Below are 13,845 nucleotides of genomic sequence, written 5' to 3' on the forward strand. Positions count from 1 at the left end.
TCCCAGATAATTAATTACGTTTGTATGCTTTTTTAAAAACCATCAATCAATCATTAACAAAAACCACCATTAACAACTTATGAAAAAAATTTACTTTTTATTATTATGGCTCTTAACGTTTTCTGCTTTTGCACAAAACTACGAGTACACGATTTATGATACCTCCAATTCGGGTATTCTAAGCAATTATATAGGCGATATTAAAATGGATGCCAATGGAACGTTATGGATTTCATCCTACAGCGGCGTTTCTACTTTTAACGGAACCACCTTTACCAATTATACAGTTAACAACTCTAACATTGCATCCAACGCCATTAAAAAAATTGAAATTGATGGTTTGAATAGAAAATGGATGGCTTCTGAAAGTAACGGAATTATTCGATATAACGGCACGACTTGGACCAACTATACAACCTCCAATTCCGGACTACCTAATAATACCATCAATGATATTGCAGTAGATGCTTTGAATAACCTTTGGGTAGCAACTTCTTCAGGGCTCACAAAGTTTAATGGTACTACATGGACTACCTACGCATCTTTAACCAATATAAACTCTCTGGCTACAGATAGCAATAATGGTGTTTGGGTAACCAATGACAACATGATGTATAAATTCAATGGTACTGATTTTAACTTGATTGATCAAGGAACGTATAAGATCCTACACATAGAAAACAATACGATTTATGCTACCACTGGTGATGGGTTTTTGACGTATTCAACGGCGGGAACCTTTTTGAATATGCAATATCAAAGCAATTCTTGTTTGGCAGGTTACCAATATAATGATGTAGATGTGGATAGTGCTAATAAAGTTTGGGTTGCATTTCAAGGAGATGGCTTGCAAAATTTTACGAATTGCTATTCTTACACCACTGGTAATTCAGGCTTGCCAGATAATTACATAAGTACTGTTAGAACAGGAACATCTGGGATAGTTTGGGCAGGAACATTGCAATTAGGTTTGGTAAAGATGACACCAATCGCTTCCACTTGTAATGCACCTTCACAGTTTTGGAGTCAAAATGTTACCTCAACCACTGCTTCTCTTAATTGGGCTGCGGCAGTTCCAGCTCCAAGTAGTTATGTAATTAGATATAACACCACAAACGTACTTGGCGGTGTTCAGAATGCTACAGCTTCTACATCTTTGTCCTTAAGTAATTTAACACCAAACACCGATTATCATTGGTGGATTGCCTCAGTTTGTGGAGAACAGCAATCCAGCTGGGTATATGGTGGTTTGTTTCATACGCCACAAGTAGTAACTACTTGTAATGCTCCAACAAATACAATGATTTATAATTTAGGATCTACTTCATGTTTGATTGGTTGGACAGCACCAACACCAGCACCTAGTTCAGGGTATGAAGTTTATTTGGCAACAAGTAGTGTTGCGCCGGGTGCAAATACGACAGCCACCTATACAAGTACTACTACAAGTGTAAACATTCCTAATGGTTTATCGCCTGCAACATCCTATTACTGTTGGGTTCGGTCAAATTGTGGCGGTGCGAAAAGCGCCTGGTCACTAGTAACAAACTTTGTTACAAATGCTTTAGCAGGTTGTAATCAAGCCTATTATGGTCAATGGCCTACATCAGCCTATACACCGTCATGTTCTGGAAGTATCGAACAGATTAATATAAATGCTTGGGCTGGTGAATACAACAACGTAAATATATTGGCCAACAGACAATATACTTTTTCAAGTTCAGTTGCAACAGATTTTATTACGATAACCAATGATTCAAATGTAGTTTTAGCTTCGGGACCTTCGCCTTTGAGTTGGGCTTCTCAAGCTTATTCAGGAGTTATACGCTATTATTTGCACACAGATTCTAATTGTGGAATTCAAAATATAGACAGAACACGATACATTCAATGTACATCAGCAACAGCAAGTTGCGGATTGCCAAGTGCTTTAGCGGTTTCCAATATCACTTCTAATTCTTGCAGATTGACATGGAATGCGCCAACGCCAGTGGCTAATTCCTATGATATCTATGTTAGTACTACAAATACAGCTCCACTCGCTGCGACAGCTGCAACACAAACCAGCAATGGCAATATTGTAGGAGCATTAAATAATTTAGTATCATCTACTACTTATTATTACTGGGTACGCTCTAATTGTAATGGAACCAAAAGTGCTTGGGTATCTGGAGGAAGTTTTACAACTATTGCCGCTTTAAATTGTAACGGTGCCATTTACGGATTATATCCGGAGACGACTTTTACACCAGTATGTACAGGAAATGTTGAGCAAATTGCTACAGATTCTTGGGCCGGAGAATATACAAATGTTAATGTAACGTCTAATCATCAGTATACCTTTTCAAGCTCAATTGCTACTGATTATATAACCATTACAAACGCTTCAGGAACGTCGGTATTGGCTAGTGGAACTTCGCCATTGGTTTGGAATTCGAATGCTACAGCTGGAGTTGTAAGATACCACCTTAATACCAATGTAAATTGTGGTATTCAAAACAGCGGAAGAATTAAATCAATTCAATGTACTGCCACATCAAGTTGCGGTTTGCCATCTAATTTAGTGGTTTCAAACATTACTTCTAATTCTTGTAGATTGTTTTGGAATTCTCCTACACCAGCGGCAAATTCATACGACATTTATATGAGTACAAGCAGTACTGCGCCTTTGGCTACAACTAATGCTACCCAAACAAGCACTGCTAATATTGTAGGATACATAAATGGTTTATCGGCAGCTACAACTTATTATTACTGGGTGCGCTCTAACTGTAACGGAACCAAAAGTGCCTGGGTTTCAGGAGGAAGTTTTACTACAGTTGCAAATTTAATTTGTAATGGTGCATATTATGGATTGTATCCTGTCGATACTTTTACGCCATCATGTTCGGGTAATTTTGAGCAAATTATACAAAATGCTTGGGCTGGAGAGTATTCTAATGTAAACGTATTGACAAATAAACAATATACCTTTACAAGTTCCATCGCTACAGATTATATTACGATTACAAATGCTAACGGAACTTCGGTTTTGGCAAGCGGATTGACCCCTTTGATTTGGAATTCTGCTTCTACAACTGGAGTTGTAAGATACCATATCAACTCTGATTCAAGTTGTGGAATACAAAGCACGTCCAGAATTCGTTCTGTAAAGTGTGTTACTGCCTCTTCTTGTAATCCTCCAACTAATTTTGGAAATGAAGTAATTTCTTCAACATCAGCCGTAATCGGATGGATTCCATCAACATCGGCACCAAATGGAGGTTACTTTTACGCCTATAATACGACCCCAACAATTGGAGTTGGTGGTATTTATGGAAGTACTTTTTCTACAAATGCAGAATTAAACAATTTAACTCCAAACACTACTTACTACTGGTGGGTGTCATCGAACTGTACTACATCTGACAGCGAATGGGCTTTTGGAGGTTCGTTTACAACACCTGCGGCTTCAGGTTGTAATGTTCCAACACAACTATTCTACGATGGTTTGAGTTCTACATCGAATAATATTGCGTGGCTAGCTCCAACGTCTGCACCAAGTAATGGTTATATTTATTGTTACAGCACTGTTAATGATCCCTTTTCTGGAGGAGCAATCATAGGAACTACTACGGAGACATTTGCCGTTTTAAGTAATTTAACGCCAAACACAACCTATTATTTCTGGGTAAAATCTAATTGTGGTAATACACAATCGAATTGGGTTTCGGGAGGTTCTTTTACAACACCTGCTGTTGCAACTACTGGATGCTGGCAAAGTGTTAGTGCGGGTATGAGCCATACAATGGCTATTAGATCAGATGGAACGCTTTGGGCATGGGGAGCAAATGATTTTGGGCAGTTAGGGGATGGAACTATAATTGCAAAATCAACTCCGGTTCAAATTGGTACTGCTAATGATTGGCAAAGTGTAAGCGCTGGTACATTACATACCATGGCCATTAAAAATAATGGAACACTTTGGGGATGGGGAATCAATGGTAATAGTAGGCTAGGTGATGGAACAACCACCGGTAAACTTTTCCCTACTCAAATAGGATCAGCAACGAACTGGAAAAGTGTTTGTGCGGGAGATGTAAATACTTTGGCAATAAAAACAAATGGAACGCTATGGGCTTGGGGTTATAACGGTTATGCACAATTTGGTGATGGCACAATGAATAATAAGACTACCCCATATCAAGTAGGAACAGCAACCAACTGGCAAAGTGTTGATTTAGGAAATCTTCATACCGTTGCTACGAAAACAAATGGTACGTTGTGGGCTTGGGGAACCAATACCTATGGTCAAGTGGGAGACGGAACTACAGCCGTTAGATTTTCTCCTGTTCAAATTGGTACTGAAACCGATTGGAAAAGTGTTGCAGCTGGTGCAAACCATTCCGTTGCATTAAAAATAAATGGGGTGCTGTATACTTGGGGACACAATCAGTGGGGACAACTTGGAGATAATACCAATGTTTCGAAATCATCACCGAATCCGGTTTTTGACCAGGTTCAAAATATCACTGCTGGATCTGATTTTACAGCAGGAACTACAACTTTTGGAAACATGTGGTCTTGTGGTAACAACTTTTTTGGACAACTTGGTAATGGAACAACCACCAATAGCAATACAATTCAAGTGACCAATTCGAACAACCATCAGATGGTTGCAGGAGGAACTGAGCATACCGTATCATTGCATACAGATGGTTCACTTTCGGCATGCGGTGCAAACGGATCGGGTAAATTAGGGAATGGTTCAACAGTAAATAGTTCGACATTGGTGTCTATTGCTTGTTCTCCTAGTTTGGATGTTGAAGAGTTTGCAACAACAGCAATGAAATTTTATCCAAACCCAGTGAAAGATATACTGAACATTTCGTTTGAGAGAGAAATTACGAAGATTTCGATTTATAATTTATTGGGGCAAGAAGTGTTGATAAAAACATCAAATTCAAATCAAATCACTGTTGATATGTCTAACTTAGCATCTGGTGCCTACTTGGTAAAAGTAAATGCTGGAGATATTGTAAAAACTGAAAAAATCATCAAAAACTAAAAATAGCGATTTACTGTTTTTAGATATAATACTGAAGAATCCCGCTTAGCCATAAGCGGGATTTTTTTTACGGATAAAGTTTTCAATCAAAAGTTACAATAAGGTTTTAGCCTCGTCTCAAGTAAAAACACATGCAAATGAAAAAGACAGTTATTATCATGCTATTGCTTTGTTGCAGTTCCATCTTTTCCCAAGTAAGAATATCATTTCGCAATGATACAGGTGCGCGACTTGAAGATTGTACGATTGGAACGCTCGAACTTGGAAACATTGAGGTTGATTCTGTTTATGTTATGGAACTCCCTATAGAAGGATTGAGGTACGCTCCATCATTTTCGTTTTCAGGGCTATACAGAGGTAAAAAATTAACTTGGGGCAGTCCTGTAAGATGTGGGAACGGACTACTAAGGACAATGATTAAGGAAGGAAACTTAGCATACCGTATTAGAATCAGGCGCGATTACAAAGGAGAGGAAACTTTTTCATTATCGATATTATAATATTATACAAAACAATACTTTGGAAATTTGTAGGAGGTTTTTATTTTTTTGTAGTAGTGGAAGCAACAATGTATGTAGCGGAAGCAAGAATGTAAGTAGTGCAAGCAAGAATGTAAGTAGTGCAAGCAAGAATGTAAGTAGTTGAAGCAACAATGTAAATAGTGTAAGCAAGAATGTAAGTAGTGCGGCCAACAATGTAAATAGTGCAAGCAACAATGTATGTAGTGTAAGCAAGAATGTAAGTAGCGCAGCCAACAATGTAAATAGTGTCAGCAAGAATGTAAGTCGTGTAGAAAAAATCGAATAAAAAACCCGTCTCGTTATTAACAAGACGGGTTTTTTTGTTCGAATTAAAAAAGGTATTACTGTTTTACAATCTTTGTTGTTTTTTCGCCTTGAGCGGAAATTACTTTTACAATATACATTCCTGCTGTTAATTCAGAAAGGTCTATCATTGTATTCGTTCCGTTTACGGTTTTGCTAAGGATTGTTTTTCCCAAAAGATCATAGACCATAATGCTTTCAACGGTAGATTTGTTTGAAACAACGTTCAACAAATTTTTCACAGGATTTGGATATACCTTCAATTCATTCGAAACAAAATCATCGATATTCAAAAACGAAACAAACTCGGTATTGACCGTATTCGTTACAATCGCCGGATTGAAATCAAAATAAATGTCGGCCGTGTTTTCGATGATGTCGCCCACCGCATAACCTGGTTTTGGTTTTACTTTAAAGGCAATATAACCGTGGCCTGTTTGAGTATTGATTACCGAAGGTGGCAACTGAATATTATTGAACGTCCACGTCAGCTCAGAGCCAATTCTTGTCAAAGTATAGTTGTGGCTCGCTCCAATCATCCTAACGGAAGTTTCGTCGAGCTTGTCTTCTAAAACATCCGTAACCTTAACGGTAAAAGCATTGGCTGTACCCGTGTTTTCAAAACGGATGGTATAATTTAAATAATGATCTTCTGTAAATAATTCGTGCATTACTTTGCCATTGTTGCTCTCGGCCTTGTCATTCGGGTCGTAGGAACCTACGATGGTTGTATTCACCACGCTATAGTTGTTTCCTGCCACAGCATCGGCTTCTTCAAAAGTTATACTTGCAACAGTACCTACAATATCGCCCAAAGCCACCGTCGGGATAGTTGGGACTTGCATTGAAAAGGTCATCGTTCTGCTTTCAAAAGGCAAAAGATTCGTAAAGTTGAAGGTAAAACCATTCACATTTGCAGTTATCGTTTCAGATGCAGTTATCGGAAAAGCAACATCGGCCAAAACAGAGACCATTCCAGATGGTATGGTCTGGTTGCCGTTATTGGTATAAGTAATGTAATTGACATACGGAAAACCTGGAGTTGCCGTCGTGCCATTATACATATGGATGGCAACATCTTGATAAGGAATAGCGGTTATGGGAAAATTATAAGTCGTAACGCCTGGATTTCCAACAATGGAAACGTCCATATAACTAGCCGTAACCAAGTTATAGAAGCCTGCATATTCAGGATAAATTACAAAGTTTACATCATAGGTCATAAAAGGGCCACTTTCATAAACAATTGGGTCGCTTCCATAAAGTGTATGCACCGTAGCAGCGTCATTAACGGTATATTGAAAATAACCTAAAGTAAAATTTGCTTCATTGGTTTCCTGCGTGCCATTTCCGTTACTGTCAATAAAAGCATTGAATTTAAAGCCGTCTGGGATGTTCAACGGAATACTGTTCTGATCGAAAGCTTTTGAATATACTTCATATCCATTCAAATCGCCTCGAACGGCAAACCAATTGAAGTTTATCGCTCCGGTATTGATGTCTTCTTGCGTAATAGGATAGAAAGCAGTTACAGTCGCACTTCCTCCTGCAGGAATTGAGGCAACCGGACTTCCAAAAATAGTTGCAACACCTTCCCATTGTTCATAGGTGACTGCCACATCATTCAGTTCACAAGTAGAAGTGTTATTGATGATAATTTGATAGTTTATAATATCGCCAATATTTACAATAGCATCTCCATTTAGGTCTTGATAAGTGCCTGCTATCGAAGTATCCATACCACCCAAATAGCCTACAGATACACCACTATTAGGAGAGACACATCCGCCGGCGTCGGTTACCTGAATTGTATAATAGTTATTGGCAAGATTAGGAATCGTAAAGGTGGTGCCCGTTCCTGAAAAAGTTTGTATGGATGATGGCCACTGTGTAGTCAGGGTTAAGGTCCAATTTCCGGTTGCAGGTAGGTCGCTAAGTGAAATTTCATCTGCAGGCATGCTGCATGTTTGCGGTAAAATAGTTGGAGCAGGCACATTGCAAACATTTACAGTAATGGAAGCCGTATCGCAGTTAGAAGTAAAATTCGATTGGCAAATCTTGTATACAATAGTGTAAGTTCCTGCAGGAGTTCCTGGAGCCACATTGAGCACACCTCCTTGCGTTACATAAACACCCGGATCGGTGGTAGAAACCTGTTCAATATTTACCGAAAAGGTATTCACGCTGTTTCCATTTAAAGTGTCATTGCCAAGAAAGGTATTATAGAAAAAACCTCCTTGAGCAGCGTTGATGTTGTCCAACACATCGTCATTCGCAACGATAGGAAGCTGTGCAAACCCTTTTTGGGTAAAGCATAATCCCAAGAAAAGCACCAATAGTGCGGTAAAGTAGTTTTTTTTCATATAAGTAAGATAAGTTATGAGTTGGTGGGTTTTGATTCTCAAAGATATAGATTTTTAGTTATGATTTTGATAAATTATTAAGACCAAATTTGTGATTATTCAAAGTGTTTGTATTTTCGTTTTCCGTTTAAATAAAATTTTATGATTAGATTTTACTGGATGCTGGTTTTTATAGGCCTTTCGGCAAATGCACAACAGTTGGAATTAAAGATAGACTCCATAATTGTAGACGACAGCGATAACCATGAGCGAACATTTACAGTCCGATACGTTCTCGAAAATCTTACTGAGGAAACAATATTGTTTTTTCAAGACCTTGATGGCATAGTGCCAAGCATAGCGGGTGCTACTGGTTGCAAGCCTTACTTTAAAGTATTTGAAGAAGAAATATTGATCGAAAGGAATGTCTTCAACGGTTGGCGCAAGATGACTCCCAACAAAAGGGAAGCACCTTTAAACGACACTCAAAAGGCTTTTTTAAAGGAAAACCCGAAATCAATCCTTGCCCATCTAGAGAATATCAATCCTAAGGAAAAGCGCTACTTTGAACAAATCTTTTTTTGGGATAGAAGACGTTATTACGAAGCCCATGATATCGAATATTACCTGGATGAAAAGACCAACTACTTTTTTGAGATTACAATGGTAATGGCAAAAGAACGGTATAAAAATGATTTGCCCGAAGAGCTTTACAAACAAATAGTTTCAGACAATCGTTTTGTAGTAGGTGCTTTTACCAGCAACAAATATCCTATTGACTTCGGTAAACGAAAATAAAAAAACCCCCGAAAGTAAAACTCTCGGAGGCTATAATTAAGACAAAAACCAACTTTACTGTTTAATTACCTTAACTGTTTTTTCGGCTTTTTCTGCCATAATCTTTACCAGATAAGTACCGCTCGCAAGCGACGACATATCCAGTTGAGATTGATTTGCATCAATATTCTTGATCATTATTTCCTGACCCAAGACATTATAAACAGCTACTTTCGTGATGTTTTTATCATAAGATAGGTTCAAGACATCCTTAACGGGGTTAGGATAATAACGGAAGTTATCAGTATTGAATCCAACTGTCGAAAGTGTCGAAGACCAAACCACATTGTCAACATACATCGATACAAAAGGCGAATCTCCAGAAACCAATCGAAGTCCTAAGTAAGAATTTGTTCCTACATAGTCAGTAAAATCAACGATATGCTGCGTCAAAACACCTGTTATGGTAATCGTTTCCTTTACAGCAAATATTGCTCCTGGCAAATTGCTGCTCAAAGTACCCACTTCAATCTGGCAAGGCGGTCCTGCCGCATCGAAACTCAATTTATGCGTTCCCGCACCAAGATTGCTCACCTGAGGCAATACCAATATCTGCTCATCAGAAGGTGTCGAAAGACCTTTAAAGAAATTTATTGCATTAGGAGCTGATCCTGCCGTACTTTCCTTAACCGTAACCGCATCAAGCGAAGTTTCTGCAGATGGTCCTCTAACAATTTCAGTCCAACATTCCGGCAAGGTATTTACAGCCGTAGTATCGAAGTTTTCATTGATGGTTGCTACAGCAGGACAAATCATTTCTGCTACTGGTTGCCATACAATGTTATCCATATAGGCAACCGTATGGAATGCAGTAGAATTTAATCGGATACCAATGTATTGATCGCTTCCTGAATATTGGCTAAAGTCAATAGAAAATTGTTGATAGGCCGCCGTTGGCGAAACATTTTCATAAGGAGTGAAAACCGCATCGGCAGTATAGCCATCCAATGTTCCAATTTCCAATGACGCACCAGCACCATTCTGCATCATCGCGCTAAACATCAGTTTGTGTGTTCCTGCGGCCGCGTTTGATACTTTTGGCGATACAATAATCATGTCATCATTAACACCATTTGTACCTTTATAAATTACGATAACATTTGGAGCAGAAAAAGCACCAATACCGCTGGTTTCAATAACTGCCATTGATGATAATGTGTTTCCTCTCTTGATCGATTTCCAACATTCTGGAAGAGCAGGTGTTGCAGTCGTGTCAAAGTTTTGGCTAAAGGCAGTCACAGCTGTACAATCCGTCTTGAACGTAACAGGCCCAAACCAAGCGCCATAATTATCACCACAAACCGAACGTACCCAAACATTATATTGTGTAGCATCTTCCAAACCAGTCAAGGAAGCCATCGGGTTTAATGTAGCTGTAGCAGGATTTAATCCTTCAGGACTTGTTACCGTTGAAAGTGCGTGAACTACCTGCCAAGAATTTTCATCTCCAGGAGTGGTCCAGATAACTTCTGCTCCAACATCGGTAATGTCAACAACTTCAACATTCAATAACGTTGCACAAGAAGGAGTTGGCTCCCATTTCAAATTGTCAATCAAAGCAACGGTGTTTGCTCCAGAACTGTTCAATCGAATACCAAAAAAGGTATCGGTTCCATTATAATTAGCAAAATCAACAGTATAGTATTCAGAAGTTGTGGTTATTGCAACATCTTCAAGAGGCGTGAAAACCGCATCTGGGTTATTGCTGTTCAGAGTTCCTATCTGCAAAGAACCTTGAGCATATAGATAAGTGGCAAAAAAGGTAAGACGGTGCGTTCCTGCACTCAAATTTGTCAATTCAGGTGATACAATAATCATATCATCGTCAACTCCAGAGGTTGATTTAAAAATATTAATCGTGTGAGGAGCCGTTTGAAGCAAGTTTGCTGGAACTGGGGCTACTTCAACAACTGCATCGTTTGCTAAAGTTTCACCTCTTAAGATTTTTGACCAACATTCTGGTAGCATTTTGTTGGCTGTAGTGTCAAAATTTTCGTTTATAGCATCAATAGGGTTACAATCTGTTTTGAAGGTAACTGGAACCGACCATTGTCCATTTCCGTCCTCTCCACACATTGAGCGAACCCAAACTTTGTAGATTGTACTGGCTTCAAGCCCTGAAAGATTAGCCGTTGCTACTAAATTCTCTTCATCGAAAGCCGTAGTCGTAAATAAAGTTGCAGCTTCGGGATCAGTTGCTGTAGAAAGTCCGTAGGCAACTTGCCACATTGTTTCGTCTCCACCAGGAGTCCAGCTTAATTTTGCACTGTCAATTTCAATATTCGAAATACTCACAATTCCTGTATCTGCACAAGGAGGCATTGGCTCCCAAACAATGTTATCCAGATAAAGTGTTCCGCTTGGAAGGGAAGAATTCATGCGTATTCCGATGTAACTCTCAGTATTTCCTTCAAGTTGATCAAAGTTAACCACATATTCCATCATGTCTCCAGACATACCAGAAGTAGAAGTAAAAGTTCCTACAACGGTCATTCCCTCTGTCGATCTATTGCTGTTTAGCAACACTACTTGAATGTCATCAGCAGATGGCCCGCCAGAGAAAGCACGGAATTTAAAGCGATGTGTCCCGGCTCCAAGATTGGATATTTTTGGAGAAACAAAAATAATATTGTCTGCACCAGCTGTATCCGAATATCCACTTCCAATACTAATAGTATTTGGTGTTGAATAGGAAATCCAATCGATTGAAGCCAAATAAATGCTTGGTGATCCTAATGTTGGTCCGTCTATAAGTTTGTTCCAGCAATCGGGAATTACTTCCAAAGAATCAAAGTTTTCATTGATGGCATCAACACCCTCGCATTGTGTTCTGAAGGTTATTGGTCCAATCCAATGTCCGTTTCCTTCTTCACATACAGTTCTAACCCACACATTATAGTCAGTATTTGGAGTCAATGTGGTCAATTCTTTTGCAGGTTCAGCAGCAGGAACAATTGTTCCCGCATCAGGGTTGGTAAGCGTTGAAACGCCATAAGATACTTCCCAACTTTCAACTTCATCAGTACCCCAATAGATGCTTGCCGTATTTTCTGTCGTAACAAGTTCATCTATTTCTATGGTTGTAGCATCTACATCTGGACATGGAGGAATTGGTTCCCAACGGATGTTGTCCAAATGAACGATTGAACCCCAGCTGGCAGCATTAAATTTAAAGCCAACAAAGGTATCTGTTCCGTCATAATTCGTGAAATCTACTATATAATCAGTTCCCGTAAAAGAACTTTCCGTATCAATAGTGGTATAAAGCGTATAAGTTGCATCAGGAGTATTATCACTAAGCGTAACTATTTGTACATTAATCAAAGCGCCGCCACCACCTTTGTCCCAAGCAGAAAACTTTAAACGGTGTGTTCCGGCTGTTAGGTTGCCAATTTCAGGAGCAATAAGCAACAATTCATCTGTCGGGTCTTGCGAATTCCCGTTTGTCATCCGAATGACCTGCGTGTCGCCATATCCTTCTGTTTCAACGCGTGCAAACTCGTTCAAATTATCACCCCTAACAATTTTTGTCCAGCAAGTTGGCAATGCAGGTGTTGCAACTTCATCAAAAGATTCAAAGAATGCATTTGTTGGAGTACAAACCGTTACAAAAGTATGTACCGTTGACCATGGGCTGAAAACACCATTTGCACACACACTTCTTATCCAAATATTGTAAGCCGTTGCCGGAATTAGGTTTTCCAAACTGATGCTGTTTCCAGATGCAATGCTTCCAGATAGTTCAGTGTCATCAGTAGGAGGTAAAGCACTTGTTGAAATAAAATACTGGCTTCCGCCTGATGGAATATTTACAGGAGCCTCCCAATCAATAGTTGCAGTAGTAGTTCCGATATTTTCTGCATGAGCATGAACTGCGAAAGGAGTAGGGCAAGCCTGCGTTATTCCTTCAAATATAATGTTAGGATAATACGGCATACGATTTCCGTAAGGTGGATTTGCCGGATTAGGGTTGATGTCTGCAAAATGCGACCACGATGCAATCGATGTGTTGGCAGGACCAACACTATTGTAGAATTCATCGTAGTTACTGTCATTCCCTGGATGATTCTCCTTCACGGCAACAACAAGATTATCGGTTCCATTGTAGGCAAATCCTTGATCGAAAGGAATTTCAACCCATCCCGATTCATTTATTTCTAAACCTCCGGTATAAACCAAAGTCAAATCATTCAAAGAAACCCAATCATCATCAGAAGCAAAAGAGTTCTTTGTGGTATGAGCTAAGTAAACGGTAACATCTTGGCTGTTTTCCAATTGGTCAACACCAGTAAATTGCCATTTCAGTGAAGAAATTGTTCCGGAAGCATTAATGTCCGAAGCCCGATAGATGGTTTGGGTGTAGCTGTACAGGTTTACGGGCTCAAAAGGAAGCCCTGTGTAGATGGTGTTGCCTACACCAATACTTACCTGAGAAAATCCCATGAACACTGATAGAACCATCAGTACGCAAAAAGTAATTTTTTTCATCAATATTAATTTTTTGGTTAAAAAGGTTGGAATAAAAATTTTTGTGAAATATTATAGGCATTTCATAAAAAATCTTTTCCAAAGTTGCATTTAAATTAACCATAATGGTAAAATTGATGCCCTAAATTTTGTGACATTTTTAAAGAAATAAAGTGACAAATATTGATTTTAAAGGGATTGAGCGATTTTTGAAGCACCCGAAATCGTAATAGAAACTACCATTACAGGAAATAAAGAAAATGGGGGTGTTTTTATAGTTCTCACATTTAAAAAAACAAAAAACTACGATTAAAATGCTTTCTTAGGA

General features: G+C 38.9%; 5 protein-coding genes. 3 read left to right on the forward strand and 2 right to left on the reverse strand.

Annotated elements, in window-relative coordinates; genetic code table 11:
• Positions 1-79: 79 nt before the first annotated feature.
• Positions 80-5,047, forward strand: coding sequence for a fibronectin type III domain-containing protein (locus tag ACI6PS_RS08230; RefSeq protein WP_421012077.1), 4,968 nt, complete (start codon positions 80-82; stop codon positions 5,045-5,047).
• 137 nt (positions 5,048-5,184) lie between these two features.
• Entirely contained in the window at positions 5,185-5,547 is a 363-nt protein-coding gene (locus ACI6PS_RS08235; RefSeq protein ID WP_421012078.1) for a hypothetical protein, read from the forward strand.
• A gap of 362 nt (positions 5,548-5,909) precedes the next feature.
• Here the strand turns inward: ACI6PS_RS08235 and ACI6PS_RS08240 are convergent, their stop codons facing one another.
• On the reverse strand, positions 5,910-8,234 hold the full coding sequence (locus ACI6PS_RS08240; RefSeq protein ID WP_421012079.1) for a T9SS type A sorting domain-containing protein: 2,325 nt from the start codon (positions 8,232-8,234) through the stop codon (positions 5,910-5,912).
• A gap of 141 nt (positions 8,235-8,375) precedes the next feature.
• On the opposite strand from ACI6PS_RS08240, the gene ACI6PS_RS08245 reads away from it, so the two are divergent.
• On the forward strand, positions 8,376-9,011 hold the full coding sequence (locus tag ACI6PS_RS08245; RefSeq protein WP_421012080.1) for a hypothetical protein: 636 nt from the start codon (positions 8,376-8,378) through the stop codon (positions 9,009-9,011).
• Positions 9,012-9,065: 54 nt separating this feature from the next.
• Here the strand turns inward: ACI6PS_RS08245 and ACI6PS_RS08250 are convergent, their stop codons facing one another.
• Positions 9,066-13,538 (reverse strand): fibronectin type III domain-containing protein, encoded by a 4,473-nt coding sequence (locus tag ACI6PS_RS08250; protein ID WP_421012081.1) that lies wholly within the window; start codon positions 13,536-13,538, stop codon positions 9,066-9,068.
• Between the last annotated feature and the right edge of the window lie 307 nt (positions 13,539-13,845).

Source organism: Flavobacterium sp. PLA-1-15 (assembly GCF_049060005.1).
In the GTDB taxonomy this organism is placed as follows: Bacteria; Bacteroidota; Bacteroidia; order Flavobacteriales; family Flavobacteriaceae; genus Flavobacterium.